General features: G+C 38.6%; 8 protein-coding genes and 3 rRNA genes. All 11 read left to right on the forward strand.

The genetic code is table 11. The features are described from left to right. Positions 1-449 precede the first annotated feature (449 nt). The 11 genes from dnaA to nrdG all read left to right on the forward strand — a co-directional run bounded on the left by dnaA (position 450) and on the right by nrdG (position 15,314). Complete coding sequence (dnaA, locus tag PRVXH_RS00005; RefSeq protein WP_353893295.1) at positions 450-1,802, forward strand: chromosomal replication initiator protein DnaA; 1,353 nt, start codon at positions 450-452, stop codon at positions 1,800-1,802. 173 nt (positions 1,803-1,975) lie between these two features. After that, positions 1,976-3,082 carry a DNA polymerase III subunit beta gene (gene dnaN, locus PRVXH_RS00010; RefSeq protein ID WP_353893296.1) on the forward strand — a complete coding sequence of 369 codons (1,107 nt, stop codon included), beginning with the start codon at positions 1,976-1,978 and terminating at the stop codon, positions 3,080-3,082. 11 nt (positions 3,083-3,093) lie between these two features. Then, positions 3,094-3,303 carry an RNA-binding S4 domain-containing protein gene (locus PRVXH_RS00015; RefSeq protein WP_353893297.1) on the forward strand — a complete coding sequence of 70 codons (210 nt, stop codon included), beginning with the start codon at positions 3,094-3,096 and terminating at the stop codon, positions 3,301-3,303. Positions 3,304-3,317: 14 nt separating this feature from the next. Further along, a complete protein-coding gene (gene recF, locus PRVXH_RS00020) occupies positions 3,318-4,409 on the forward strand; it encodes a DNA replication/repair protein RecF (protein WP_353893298.1) in 1,092 nt (363 codons plus the stop codon). 12 nt (positions 4,410-4,421) lie between these two features. Next, entirely contained in the window at positions 4,422-4,709 is a 288-nt protein-coding gene (gene remB / locus PRVXH_RS00025; protein ID WP_353893299.1) for an extracellular matrix regulator RemB, read from the forward strand. A 145-nt stretch (positions 4,710-4,854) separates the two neighbouring features. Then, on the forward strand, positions 4,855-6,768 hold the full coding sequence (gene gyrB, locus PRVXH_RS00030; RefSeq protein WP_353893300.1) for a DNA topoisomerase (ATP-hydrolyzing) subunit B: 1,914 nt from the start codon (positions 4,855-4,857) through the stop codon (positions 6,766-6,768). 15 nt (positions 6,769-6,783) lie between these two features. Continuing rightward, complete coding sequence (gene gyrA, locus PRVXH_RS00035; protein WP_353893301.1) at positions 6,784-9,225, forward strand: DNA gyrase subunit A; 2,442 nt, start codon at positions 6,784-6,786, stop codon at positions 9,223-9,225. A 331-nt stretch (positions 9,226-9,556) separates the two neighbouring features. Next, positions 9,557-11,081 (forward strand): 16S ribosomal RNA (locus PRVXH_RS00040). Between the two features lie 254 nt (positions 11,082-11,335). Further along, a 23S ribosomal RNA gene (locus tag PRVXH_RS00045) occupies positions 11,336-14,408 on the forward strand. A 44-nt stretch (positions 14,409-14,452) separates the two neighbouring features. Then, positions 14,453-14,568 (forward strand): 5S ribosomal RNA (gene rrf, locus PRVXH_RS00050). The 16S, 23S and 5S rRNA genes sit together here, the layout of an rRNA operon. A gap of 248 nt (positions 14,569-14,816) precedes the next feature. Further along, the gene (gene nrdG / locus PRVXH_RS00055) at positions 14,817-15,314 is read left to right on the forward strand and encodes an anaerobic ribonucleoside-triphosphate reductase activating protein (RefSeq protein ID WP_353893302.1); all 498 of its coding nucleotides are present in this window, start codon (positions 14,817-14,819) and stop codon (positions 15,312-15,314) included. Positions 15,315-15,323: the final 9 nt, after the last annotated feature.

Genomic DNA, 15,323 nt, shown 5'->3' on the forward strand with positions numbered 1-15,323 from the left:
TCCACCCCCTTAATTACACTGCAAGTCATTATACCTTAATTTACTCTAAAATGTCAAGTTGTGAATAACTTGTATTATCCCCAAAAAAAATATAATACTGGGGATAAAAAAGAGTAATTTTATTGAAGTCTGTGGATTAATTTGATAAACTATGTGTACTATGTAAAATATCCACAAGTAAATTTTATCAACAGGCTGTGCATAAAGTTGTGGATAAAGTGTCTATATCCTCTTTTGTGGATTCTGTTGATTAGATTATAAAAATTACGTTCTTTCAGTGCTTTGTCTCTTGTGTATAAATTTTAGTTTCATGTTGATAAGACATAAAATTATATTAACAGTTCACATTAATTCATTGTCAATATTACAATTTGTGTGGATATTTTTTTTGGTTTTATTTATCCACATATGTTTAATCCACACCGTTTTTAAATTTGGGAGGTTTGTTTATGAATAACAGCTTAGAGGGTATATGGAAAAAAGTATTAGAACAGTTAGAAAAGAAACTAAGTAAACCAAGCTATGAAACCTGGTTGCAAGGTACATCGGCTATTACGATGTATGATTCTACTTTGGTAGTAGGTGTCCCTAATGATTTTACAAAAGAATGGCTAGAAAATCGTTATGCTTCTTTAATTTCTGATATATTAGTAAATCTAACAGGAAAAAATCTAGATGTTAACTTTGTGGTCCCTCAAGAAGATACCTTAGAAACCAAAAAAACACCTAAAAAAGTAGAAAAAACTAAACTTGTTCATGAGGATATTACTACCCAACTTAACCCTAAATATACCTTTAATACCTTTGTTATCGGTAATAGCAATAGATTTGCTCATGCTGCATCTTTAGCTGTTGCCGAAGCGCCTGCAAAAGCTTACAACCCCCTCTTTATCTACGGTGGGGTTGGTTTAGGGAAGACACATCTTATGAATGCTATTGGTCATTACGTTACTAATCATAATGACCAAGATAAAGTAGTTTATATATCATCAGAAAAATTTACAAATGAGTTTATTAACGCAATACGAGACAACAAAACTGTTGAGTTTAGGAATAAATATAGAACAGTTGATGTTCTTCTTATTGATGATATTCAGTTTCTAGCTGGTAAAGAACAAACTCAGGAAGAATTTTTCCATACATTTAATACGCTACATGAAAACAATAAGCAAATTATAATTTCTAGTGATAGGCCGCCGAAAGAAATCCCTACACTTGAAGACCGTTTAAGATCACGGTTTGAATGGGGATTAATAACTGATATTCAAAAACCTGATCTTGAAACTAGAGAAGCTATTTTACGTAAAAAAGCTGAGCTTGAAAAGCTTGATATTCCAAATTCAGTCTTTATGTTTATAGCAAATAAAATCGCCACTAACATTCGTGAATTAGAAGGTGCTTTAACTAGGGTGATTGCTTTTAGTTCAATGACTGGTCAAGAGGTAACTGTAGAAGTTGCAGAACAAGCTCTAAAAGATATCATACCAGACAACGATAATGAGGTTATTGATATAGATAAAATACAAAAAAGTATTGCCAAACATTATCAGTTAAAAGTTGAAGATTTAAAAGCAAAAAAAAGAACGCGCTCAGTTTCATATCCCCGTCAAATTGCTATGTATCTTTCAAGAGAGCTCACAGACTTCTCTTTGCCTAAAATAGGTGAGGAATTTGGAGGAAGAGATCATACTACTGTTCTTCACGCCCATGAAAAAATAAAAAAAGATATCAAAGACAATAAAAGTTTTGCTCTAGAAATCGAGAATTTAACAAAAGCTATCAAAGAAGGAAAGTTAGGTTAACTGTTAGTTGTTTTAATTGTTTTAAAAGTTATCCACATGAATATACTCAGTGGGTAATGACTGATAAGTAATGATTTTAACTACTTATCAACTTATCCACAGGTACTATTACTAATATTATTATTTCTATAATAAAAAAAATAGAATTATTACACCTTTAAAGGAGGATTATAATGGAGTTTTATTGTTCCCAAGAAGAATTGTTAGCAGGAATATCTATAACACAACGAGGTATCTCCTCTAAAACTACTATCCAAGTTCTTTCTGGTATTATGCTGAAAGTATCAAACAATCATTTGTATCTAAAAAGTACTGACCTTGAAATAACCATAGAATATAAGGTCCCGGTTAAGACTGTTACCGAAGGTGAAATTATTTTGCCAGCAAAAATTTTAACTGATATTGTGAGAAAGATGCCTAAAGAAGAAATACACTTCAGTATGACAGAAGATAAAAATGTTAAGATTAAATCCTCCACCATAGAAATTGATCTAACAGGAGAAAGTACAGAAGAGTTTCCAAAGTTTCCACAATTACCAGAAGGTAAAATACTAGGCTTATCTGAGTTGAAATTGAAGAACATGTTAAAACAAACAGCTTTTGCAATCTCTACAGAAGAAAGCAGACCTGTATTAACCGGTGTTCTTTTTGAAATAAAAGGTTCCACTCTTAACTTAATAGCTACAGACGGTCACCGCTTAGCATACAAAGTTGCAGTGTTAGAAGATGAACCTAAGACACCATTAAAAGTAATTGTGCCTAGAAAGGCAATAACTGAGTTACAAAGAATTCTAGTAGATGACGAGGACAATACTATAGATATATATGTAAAAGATTCAATAGTATTCTTTGTTTTTGAAAATGTTATATTTAGTTCTAGAGTAATTGAAGGTAAATTCCCGCCCTATCAACAAATAATCCCTAGTGATAATAATACTAAGCTAAAGGTAAATACTAAAATTCTACAGACATCTATAGAAAGAGCAGAGCTTTTATCTAGAGAAGGAGCCCGAAGCTTGGTTAAGTTTAAAATTTCAGATATACTATATCTAACATCAAACACACCGGATTTAGGAAGTTTATCTGAGCAGCTGCCAGTTGATAAGGAAGGAGAGGACTTAGAGATAGCTTTTAACGCTAAACTAATTACTGATTGCCTAAAAAATATTGATGTTCCTGAGGTTTATCTAGAGTTTAACGGTTCCTTTAACCCTTGTTTGATAAAACCTGTTATAGGAGATGATTATTTACATCTTGTTTTACCTATAAGGACAGCATAGGAGTGTTTTAAATGGAAAAGATAAAGATAACTAGTGATTATATTCAACTGGATCAATTTCTAAAGTATGTTAATTTAGTTGGTTCTGGAGGAGAAGCAAAAATACTAATAAGCGAAGGTCGAGTTAAGGTTAACGATGCTGTTGAAATGAGAAGAGGTAAAAAACTAAGAACTAATGATATTGTTAGTATTGATGATGAAATCAGCTACTCTATTGAATAGGGGAGCTGATTCTCATGTATATAAATAAATTAACCCTTGATAATTTTAGGAACTTTAAAAACAAAACAGTTCTTAACCTTGAAAACAGTGTAAATGTTTTTGTTGGAGATAATGCCCAGGGAAAAACAAACCTTCTAGAAGCTATACATTTTCTAGCTTTAGGAAAATCTATAACCAATCAAAAAAAAGATGAGTTAATTCATTGGGATAAGGATTACTTTTATATAACTTGTACGTATTATAACTCTAAAAGTAACAAGATAGAGGTTGGTTATAACCAAGATAACCGGAAAATTATTAAGATTAATAGTGTAGAGCAAAAGAAGTATTCAAGTTTATTAGGGAATATAAATGTTGTTATTTTTTCTCCAGATGACCTTTTACTAATTAAGGGAAGCCCCTCCTTAAGAAGAAATTTTTTAGATCAAGAAATTTCTCAATTAAGTCCTTACTACAATAACCTAATGACAAATTATAAAAAGGTGCTATTTAACAGAAATAAAATACTCAAAGAACGGCCTCATCATTTTATGGAGACATTAGACATCTATGATAAACAGTTAGCGGGATTTTCTGAGGAAATTCTTGTAAAGAGAATAGATATCATAAGTAAGTTGAAAATTTTAGCAAGATTAACTCATAGAAAACTTACAGATAACACTGAAAACCTAGAAATAAAGTACGCATCTTTTGTGGATAATTTAGAGCAAAAGATACCTGAGTTAAAGGTTCATATATATGAGCTTTTTAAACAAAGTCGGGAAAAAGATTTGTATACTAGGCAGACCAATATAGGTTTACATAGGGATGATATTGAGTTTTACGTAAATGGAAAAGATGTAAAAAAGTATTGTTCACAAGGTCAGCAGAGGACTACCATCTTGTCGTTAAAATTGGCAGAAATTGAAATGTTTATGTCGCAAAGAGGAACATATCCTATTTTATTATTGGATGATGTTTTTTCTGAACTGGACTATAAACGTAGAAGTTTTTTGTTAAAAGCTATCAAAGATAAAGTGCAAACTTTTATAACAACAACAGAAAAAGAGCAAGAACTTCTAGGTGCCTTTAAAGTTTTCAACATAAAAAATGGAATGATTAAGTAAGGGGGATTTATTATGTTTCTTCATTTAGGCGGAAATATAGTTATATCATTGAAAGGTGTTGTAGGTATTTTTGACTATTCTCTCAATGAAACTAGTCAAACTACAAATAATTACTTAAACTTTGAAAAAGACAAAGAAGTAATAAAGATTGCGGAAAATGGTGATTATAAATCTTTTATCATAACTAACAATAAGATTTATTTATCCCCCATAGCTACATCCACACTGAAAAAAAGAATTAGCTCTGAAAAATTTATAGATAAAATTAATATTTTACAAGATGATCCCACTTTAGATTAAGTAGGTTTGTTGTGCAAAGATATACTAATGACAGTTGAAATTTCAAAATTATTATTCGTTAAGTTTATAGATTTTTGCACTAATCGTTTTTATAAAGTATAATTGGAGTGTTGTAGAATTTAGCTACGCTGTTGGAGGAATGAAAATGGTAGAAAATAATGATATAAAGAACAATTCTTATGAAGCGGAACAAATACAGGTCTTAGAAGGTTTAGAGCCAGTTAGGAAAAGACCAGGTATGTACATAGGCTCAACAGGTGTAAAAGGGTTACATCATCTTGTTTATGAAGTGGTTGATAACAGTATAGATGAGATATTGGCAGGCTGTGACAAAATTACCATTTCTATAAACGAAGATGGCAGTGTAACTGTTACTGATAACGGTAGGGGAATACCAGTAGACATACACCCTAAAATGGGAAAACCAGCAGTTGAAATAGTTCATACTGTACTGCATGCTGGTGGAAAGTTTGGTGGAGGCGGTTACAAAATTTCCGGTGGATTACATGGGGTTGGTGTTTCTGTTGTAAACGCTCTTTCTACTTGGCTAGAAGTTGAGGTAAGTAAGCACGGCAAAGTTTATAAACAAAGGTATGAAAGGGGAACCCCAGTAACTGAGCTTGAAGTTATAGGAGAAAGTACAAGTACAGGAACTAAGTCCACTTTTTATCCAGATCCTGAAATATTTGAGACTATAGAATTCTCATTTGATACCTTGAATACTCGATTAAGAGAGTTAGCCTTTTTGAACAAGGGTGTAACCATAGAATTAGAAGATAAAATAAATGATAAGAAAGAAAGTTATACCTTTGAAGGTGGTTTGATCGAGTATATCGAGTACTTAAACAGAAGCAAAGACGGAATTCATAAGCCGCCAATATATATAGAGGATCAAAAAGACGATGTTACGTTAGAGATATCTATTCAGTACCATACAGGTTATAGCGAAAACATTTTTTCTTTTGCTAACAATATCAATACCCATGAAGGCGGAAGCCATGAGATGGGATTTAAAATTGCACTTACAAGAGCGGTAAATGATTACGGAAGAAAAAAGAATATAATAAAAGAAAAAGATAAAAACCTATCAGGTGAAGATATAAGAGAGGGCTTAACAGCGGTTATAAGTGTTAAGCTACCAGAGCCTCAGTTTGAGGGTCAGACTAAGACTAAGCTTGGAAATCCAGAAATTAGGGGAATAGTAGAAAGTATTTTTACTGAAAGATTCTCTACTTTCTTAGAGGAAAACCCAGCAGTAGCAAAAAAAATTGTAGAAAAAGGTCTTTCTGCAGCTAGAGCGCGAGAAGCTGCAAAAAAAGCCCGTGAACTTACTAGGAGAAAAAGTGCTTTAGAATCAACTGCTTTGCCTGGAAAACTAGCTGACTGCTCTGAAAAAGACCCCAGCTTAAGTGAGATTTATATAGTAGAGGGTGACTCTGCGGGAGGATCTGCAAAACAAGGAAGAGATAGAAAATTCCAAGCTATCCTTCCGCTAAGAGGTAAGATAATAAATGTAGAAAAAACTAGAATGGATAAAATTTTTGCAAATGAAGAAATACGTTCTCTTATCACTGCTATAGGTAGCAGTATTGGGGAAGAATTTGATATTGAAAAAGCCAGATATCACAAAATAATTATAATGACGGATGCCGACGTGGATGGTGCTCATATAAGAACTTTGCTTTTAACTTTCCTTTATAGGTATATGAAACCATTGTTGGAAAAAGGGTATATATATATAGCACAGCCACCATTGTATAAAGTAAAACAAGGCAAAAGTGAAACATACATTTATACCGAAAGAGAAATGGAAAAATACATGCAACAAATCAAAGGACAAAAGTATTCGATACAACGCTACAAAGGTCTTGGGGAGATGAACCCCGATCAGTTATGGGAGACTACTATGGATCCTGAAACCAGAACTGTTCTGCAAGTAGATTTAAATGATGCAGTAAAGGCTGACGAGCTGTTTACTGTATTAATGGGGGATAAAGTAGAACCTAGACGAGAATTTATACAAAATCACGCCAAAAGCGTTAAAAACCTTGACGTGTAGTGAGAGGTGGATTAAATGTTAGAAACAAACAATTCGAAAGTATTACCAAGAGATATAAATAGTGAAATGGAACAATCGTACGTTGATTATGCTATGAGTGTTATAGTAGGTAGAGCGCTTCCAGATGTGAGGGATGGTTTAAAACCAGTACATCGAAGAATTTTATTTGCTATGAATGAATTAAACATAGTTCATAACAAACCACATAAAAAATGTGCGAGAGTAGTTGGGGAAGTATTAGGTAAATATCATCCCCACGGAGATACAGCTGTATACGATGCATTAGTTAGAATGGCTCAAGACTTTTCTATGAGATACACGTTACTCGATGGCCATGGAAACTTTGGTTCTATAGATGGAGACGCTGCAGCTGCCATGCGTTATACAGAAGTACGTATGGATAAAATTTCTCAAATGATGTTAGCTGATATCGAAAAAGAGACAGTTGACTTTAGACTAAATTTTGATGAGTCCTTAGAAGAACCTTGGGTATTGCCATCTAAGATACCTAACCTTTTAGTAAATGGGGCAGCTGGTATAGCGGTAGGAATGGCTACCAATATACCACCTCATAACCTATCAGAAGTAATTGATGGAGCCGTTTCTTTAATAGACAACCCTGAACTTGAAATTAAAGATCTTTTGACAACTATTAAGGGGCCCGACTTTCCTACAGGCGGTATAATTAAAGGTAAAGAAGGAATTAAAAACGCATATAAGACTGGTAGAGGTGTAATAAAGGTTCAAGGTGAGGTTAAGTACGAAAAATTAAATAATGGTAGAACAAGAATAGTAATTACAGAACTTCCTTACCAAGTTAATAAAGCAAGGCTTATAGAAAAAATTGCTGATCTTGTAAGAGATAAAAAAATAGAAGGAATTACAGACCTTAGGGATGAGTCTGACCGCAATGGGATGAGAATCGTAATAGATATCAGGAAGGATGCGTATCACCAGCATATAACAAATCTATTGTTGAAACATACCCAATTGCAACAAACCTTTGGAATTATAATGCTAGCACTGGTAGATAACCAGCCTAAGGTACTTAACTTAAAACAAGTACTAGAGCATTACATAAACCATCAAAGGGACGTCATTACAAGAAGGACAAAATATGATCTTAAAAAAGCGGAAGCTAAAGCCCATATACTAGAAGGTTTAAAAATAGCTTTAGATAATATTGATGAAGTTATTAAAACAATTAGGGGCTCAGCTAGTGCAGCGCAAGCAAAAGAAGAGTTGATAAATAGGTTTGCGTTGTCCCAAAAACAAGCCCAGGCTATCCTAGAGATGAGACTACAAAAGTTAACCGGCCTAGAAAGAGAGAAAATTGATTCTGATTATAAAGAAGTAATGAATCAAATTACTTACTTTAAGGAGCTGTTAGCAGATACAGGCAAAATCGATGGGGTTATAAAGGAAGAGCTACAGCAAGCCAAAGATCAGTTTGGTGATGAAAGAAAAACTAGAATTACTATAGATGAGCAAGAAATTGAATATGAGGACTTGATTGCTCAAGAAGACGTTGTTGTCACTATCACCCATCAAGGTTATATTAAAAGAATTCCTCTTTCGGCATATAAAAGACAAAAAAGAGGTGGAAAAGGTGTAACTGCTGTTGGCAGCAAAAACGATGATTTTGTGGAACATCTTTATATCACTTCGTCACACAATCATATAATGTTCTTTACAAATAAAGGTGTTGTATATCGTAAGAAGGTTTATGAGATACCAGAGGGTGGAAGGCAAGCTAGAGGAACTGCCCTTGTCAATATTATTCCTATAGATAAAGAAGAACGTATAACAGCAGTTGTACCAATAAAAGAATTTAAAGAAAATAATTATTTGTTCTTTATCACAAAGCATGGTTATGTAAAAAAGACACAACTTACTGATTTTGACAGTAGCCGTAAAAATGGTTTAATCGCCCTTACACTTGGGAATGAAGATGAACTAATATCTGCAAAACTTACAGATGGTAAACAAGAGATACTAATTGGAAGTGTACTTGGACAAGGGGTAAGATTTAAGGAAACAGATGTAAGAAATATGGGAAGAACTGCTAGGGGTGTAAAAGGTATTAACTTAGTTAATAAAGATGAGGTAGTTGATGCAGTTATTGCAGATCCTTCTTATGATTTATTAACTGTTACCACAAAGGGTTATGGCAAAAGAACAAAGGTTGATGAGTATAGAACTCAAACCAGGGGAGGAAAAGGAATTAAAATAATGAACTTAACAGACAAAAATGGTCAACTAGCATCATTAAAAGCTGTTAAGGAAAGCGAAGATATAATGATAGTTAGTAATAAAGGGTATATGACAAGGCAAGAAGTTAAAGGAATTGGTATATTTGGCAGAACTACTCAGGGCGTAAGACTAGTAAGACTTAATAAAGATGAAAAAGTTGTTGCAGTAGCAAGAGTAGTTACAGAAGAAGAGGATGAAGAGTAAATAAAATGGAAAGCGGTATTTAAAGCCGCTTTCCATTTTATTTTAACAAGGTTATATATAGCATTGACTTAACATAAAACATATGGTAAAGTATATAACTGTTGTCGCACAAACTAGTATTCAAATCATTATTCCTTAAACAAAAGATTTTTAAAAAGTGTTGACATACAATCGAATAAATGGTATAGTATTACTTGTCGCTGAAACACGGCGGCAAACAAATTAGGTCTTTGAAAATTGAACAGCTAATGCAAAAGCCAGTAAGGTTTAAAGTTAATTTCTTTTTTATTATTTAAGTAAGTTGAGCTAAATTTTAGCTTTTCATAAACTATTTATGGAGAGTTTGATCCTGGCTCAGGACGAACGCTGGCGGCATGCCTCACACATGCAAGTCGAACGAGGGAAGTTGAGAGCTTGCTCTTAATGGACCTAGTGGCGGACGGGTGCGTAACACGTGGGCAACCTGCCCTTTAGATCGGGATACCATCGGGAAACTGATGTTAATACCGGATACCTTCTTTTAATCACCTGATTAAAAGAAGAAAGATTTATCGCTAAAGGATCGGCCCGCGCTTCATTAGCTAGTTGGTAGGGTAACGGCCTACCAAGGCAACGATGGATAGCTGGTCTGAGAGGACGATCAGCCACACTGGGACTGAGACACGGCCCAGACTCCTACGGGAGGCAGCAGTGGGGGATATTGCGCAATGGGGGCAACCCTGACGCAGCAATGCCGCGTGAAGGATGAAGGTTTTCGGATCGTAAACTTCTGTTATGAGGGATGAATAAAATGACAGTACCTCAAGAGGAAGCCCCGGCTAACTACGTGCCAGCAGCCGCGGTAATACGTAGGGGGCGAGCGTTGTCGGAATTACTGGGCGTAAAGAGCATGTAGGTGGTTTGATAAGTCAGATGTTAAACTGCGGGGCTTAACCCCGTATTGCATTTGAAACTGTCAAACTTGAGGACAGGAGAGGAAAGTGGAATTCCTAGTGTAGCGGTGAAATGCGTAGATATTAGGAGGAACACCAGTGGCGAAGGCGACTTTCTGGACTGTACCTGACACTGAGATGCGAAAGCGTGGGGAGCGAACAGGATTAGATACCCTGGTAGTCCACGCCGTAAACGCTGGGCACTAGGTGTAGGGGGTTTAGATACCCTCTGTGCCGCAGTTAACGCACTAAGTGCCCCGCCTGGGGAGTACGACCGCAAGGTTGAAACTCAAAGGAATTGACGGGGGCCCGCACAAGCAGCGGAGCATGTGGTTTAATTCGACGCAACGCGAAGAACCTTACCAGGGCTTGACATCCTCTGAAGTCTTTAGAGATAAAGTCGTCCTCTTTTGAGGCAGAGAGACAGGTGGTGCATGGTTGTCGTCAGCTCGTGTCGTGAGATGTTGGGTTAAGTCCCGTAACGAGCGCAACCCTTATTCTTAGTTGCCAGCAGGTTAAGCTGGGCACTCTAAGGAGACTGCCGGTGACAAACCGGGGGAAGGTGGGGATGACGTCAAATCATCATGCCCCTTATGTCCTGGGCTACACACGTGCTACAATGGCCTGAACAACGGGAAGCGAAGGAGCGATCTGGAGCGAATCCTTTAAATCAGGTCTCAGTTCGGATTGCAGGCTGCAACTCGCCTGCATGAAGTCGGAGTTGCTAGTAATCGCGAGTCAGCATATCGCGGTGAATGCGTTCCCGGGCCTTGTACACACCGCCCGTCACACCACGAAAGTTTGCAACACCCGAAGCCGGTGAGCCAACCTTTTAGGAGGCAACCGTCGAAGGTGGGGCGAATGATTGGGGTGAAGTCGTAACAAGGTAGCCGTATCGGAAGGTGCGGCTGGATCACCTCCTTTCTAAGGAGCTTTAACCTCAAGGTTAGTAGCATAGCTGTTTAATTTTGAAAGACCTAGTCTTTCAACTGATAAGCGATCGTTGAAATCACCCATAAAGAATATGGGGTAAAACTAAGAGCACCTGCCTTGCAAGCACCATTTTTTATACCGATCTTTGAAATTACCCATAAGGATAAAACTAAGAAGTATCAACCGATCGAGATATAAAAAAGCGTGGTAGATACAATTTCATTATGTTTAAACGAGAAAAACGAGGTCAAGTTACAAAGGGCGCACGGCGGATGCCTTGGCGCTGGGAGTCGAAGAAGGACGTAGCGAGCTGCGAAAAGCCGCGATTAGCTGCAAGCAAGCTTTAAGTCGCGGATTTCCGAATGGGGCAACCCACCACAGTTAATACTGTGGTACCACCACCTGAACAAGTAGGGTGGTAGGAGACAACCGGGGGAACTGAAACATCTAAGTACCCCGAGGAAGAGAAAGAAAACTCGATTCCCTAAGTAGTGGCGAGCGAAAGGGGAAGAGCCTAAACACTTTTAGTGTAAGCCTGTATGCGTTGCTAAAAGTGGGTTGAGGGAGTTACTTTACAAGTGGATACAGTCACTTGGGATAGTTACAAAATTAAAGTTTAGGCGAATTGGTTGGGAACCCAAACGACACAAGGTGAAAGTCCTGTAGCCGAAAAGCTTTAATCTATCCAAGTAGCCACCCGAGTATTGCGGGACACGAGAAACCCCGTAAGAATCTAGGAGGACCACCTCCAAAGGCTAAATACTACCCAGCGACCGATAGTGAACAAGTACCGTGAGGGAAAGGTGAAAAGTACCCCAGGCGGGGGATGAAATAGAACCTGAAACCGTGTGCCTACAAACAGTCAGAGCCCCATAAGCGGGTGATGGCGTACCTTTTGTATAATGGATCAGCGAGTTACATTTGCAAGCGAGGTTAAATGGTAAAGCCATGGAGCCGTAGCGAAAGCGAGTCTTAATAGGGCGACTAGTTTGTATGTGTAGACCCGAACCCGAGTGACCTACCCATGGCCAGGGTGAAGTTTTGGTAACACAAAATGGAGGCCCGAACCCACTAATGTTGAAAAATTAGGGGATGAGCTGTGGGTAGCGGTGAAATGCCAAACGAACTCGGAGATAGCTGGTTCTCCCCGAAATAGCTTTAGGGCTAGCCTCAAGGATGAATAGTGGAGGTAGAGCACTGATTGAGCTAGGGGCCTAACCCAGGTTACCGAACTCAGTCAAACTCCGAATGCCATATATTTTGACCTTGGGAGTCAGACTATGGGTGATAAGGTCCATAGTCGAGAGGGAAACAGCCCAGACCATCTGTTAAGGTCCCAAAGTGTAAGCTAAGTGGAAAAGGATGTGGGATTGCTTAGACAACCAGGATGTTGGCTTAGAAGCAGCCACCATTTAAAGAGTGCGTAATAGCTCACTGGTCAAGTGATCCTGCGCCGAAAATGTCCGGGGCTAAAGCTTACCACCGAAGCAATGGAGTAGTAATACTGGTAGGGGAGCGTTCTAAGTGCGGCGAAGCTGTACCGTAAGGAGCAGTGGAGCGCTTAGAAGTGAGAATGCTGATATAAGTAACGAAAAGAGATGTGAGAATCATCTCCGCCGAAAACCTAAGGTTTCCTGAGGAAGGTTCGTCCGCTCAGGGTAAGCCGGGACCTAAGCCGAGGCCGAAAGGCGTAGGCGATGGACAACTGGTAGATATTCCAGTGCCACCAAGCTTTGTTTGAGTGATGGGGTGACGCAGTAAGGTAGGTTATCGCACTGATGGATTAGTGCGTTCAAGCCAGTAGGGATTAGAGGTAGGCAAATCCGCCTCTATCTATTCTGAGAGGTTAAGAGGACCCAATTTAGGGGAACTAACTGATCCTACACTGCCAAGAAAAGCCTCTAACAAGAAGCGCGGTGCCCGTACCGTAAACCGACACAGGTAGGTGAGGAGAGAATCCTAAGGCGCTCGGGAGAACCTTCGTTAAGGAACTCGGCAAAATGACCCCGTAACTTCGGGAGAAGGGGTGCCTCGATATTGTGAAGTACATCCGTACTGAGCGAGAGGAGGCCGCAGTGAATAGGCCCAAGCGACTGTTTATCAAAAACACAGGTCTCTGCTAAATCGAAAGATGAAGTATAGGGGCTGACGCCTGCCCGGTGCTGGAAGGTTAAGGGAACGTGTTATCCGACACTCAACTTAGAATCTATGCTAAGTACTAGCGCTTAACTAAGAAGATTAAGTGTTACTAGATACTTAGTATAAAGTATAGGTTTTGAGTTGAGTGTCGGAGAAGCTCTGAACCGAAGCCCCAGTAAACGGCGGCCGTAACTATAACGGTCCTAAGGTAGCGAAATTCCTTGTCGGGTAAGTTCCGACCCGCACGAAAGGCGCAACGACTTGGGCGCTGTCTCAACGAAGGACCCGGTGAAATTGTAGTACCTGTGAAGATGCAGGTTACCCGCGACAAGACGGAAAGACCCCGTGGAGCTTTACTGTAGCCTGATATTGGATTTTGGCATTGACTGTACAGCATAGGTGGGAGGCTGAGAATAGAGGACGCTAGTCTTCTAGGAGCCTAAAGTGGGATACCACCCTGTGAATGTTGGAATTCTAACTAGAAACCGTAATCCGGTTTTAGGACAGTGTCAGGTGGGCAGTTTGACTGGGGCGGTCGCCTCCCAAAGAGTAACGGAGGCGCCCCAAGGTCTCCTCAGAATGGTTGGAAATCATTCGTAGAGTGCAAAGGCATAAGGAGGCTTGACTGCGAGACCTACAAGTCGAGCAGGGACGAAAGTCGGGCTTAGTGACCCGGCGGTACCGAGTGGAAGGGCCGTCGCTCAACGGATAAAAGCTACCCCGGGGATAACAGGCTTATCTCCCCCAAGAGTTCACATCGACGGGGAGGTTTGGCACCTCGATGTCGGCTCATCGCATCCTGGGGCTGTAGTAGGTCCCAAGGGTTGGGCTGTTCGCCCATTAAAGCGGTACGCGAGCTGGGTTCAGAACGTCGTGAGACAGTTCGGTCCCTATCTGTCGCGGGCGCAGGAAGTTTGAGAGGATCTGTCCTTAGTACGAGAGGACCGGGATGGACGAACCTCTAGTGTACCAGTTGTCACGCCAGTGGCAGTGCTGGGTAGCTAAGTTCGGCACGGATAAGCGCTGAAAGCATCTAAGCGCGAAGCCACCCTCAAGATAAGACTTCCCATTGGCTTGTCCAAGTAAGACTCCAGATAGACTATCTGGTAGATAGGCCGGAGGTGTACAGGTAGTAATACCTTTAGCTGACCGGTACTAATAAGTCGAGGACTTGACCAACTTAGTTTAGATAATGACTTAGTTTTATTCCTTATGGTAATTTATCCAGTGACAAAAGCGAAGAGGATCCACCGGTTCCCATCTCGAACACCGCAGTTAAGCTCTTCAGCGCCGATGGTACTTGGGGTTTACCCCCTGGAAGAGTAGGACGTCGCTGGGTACCTTAAAGCACCTAACCATATTATTTGGTTAAGTGCTTTTTTATTTTTAATGAAAAATTTTATCTGAGGAAGGAATATTTACTTTTTTATTGCATAAGTATATAAGTGGTGTTTTTTTAATAACTTTATATTATAGAGCAAAGTAATTTATTAAGGAGTTATTTGCAGATATATCACCTTAAATTTACGTAAATTGGGTTTGAGATTGTAACTAACAAAAGGTATAATTTAATTCGGAGTGATTAACATGAAACTAAAAATAGCGGGCGTGATTCCTGAATCGGTAGTTGATGCTCCTGGGGGTATTAGCTATACTATTTTTGCTCAAGGATGTAAGCATCGTTGTAATGGATGCCATAATCCTCAAACTCATAGTTTTGAAGGCGGTAAATGGTTTGATATTGAGGAAGTATTGCAAGATATTTCAGATCATCCTTTTACAAAAATAATTACTTTTTCAGGAGGAGACCCATTTTATCAGGCTAAGGAATTTAGTCTTTTATGTAGTAAACTAAAGAGAAAATATAAACTGGTGGCATACACCGGTTTTTTATTTGAGCAGCTTTTAGCAGATGAAGATAAAAAAGAACTCTTAAAGCATTTAGACCTGCTTATAGATGGTCCGTTTGTTAAAGAACTGCGAAATGTAGATTTAGACTTTAGAGGTTCTTCAAATCAAAGAATCATTGATGTACAAAAGTCAATCCAAGCTAACCAGGTTTGTTTGTTTAAGTTAGCTGATTAATACTTAAGG

The organism is Proteinivorax hydrogeniformans (genome assembly GCF_040515995.1).
In the GTDB taxonomy this organism is placed as follows: Bacteria; Bacillota; Proteinivoracia; order Proteinivoracales; family Proteinivoracaceae; genus Proteinivorax; species Proteinivorax hydrogeniformans.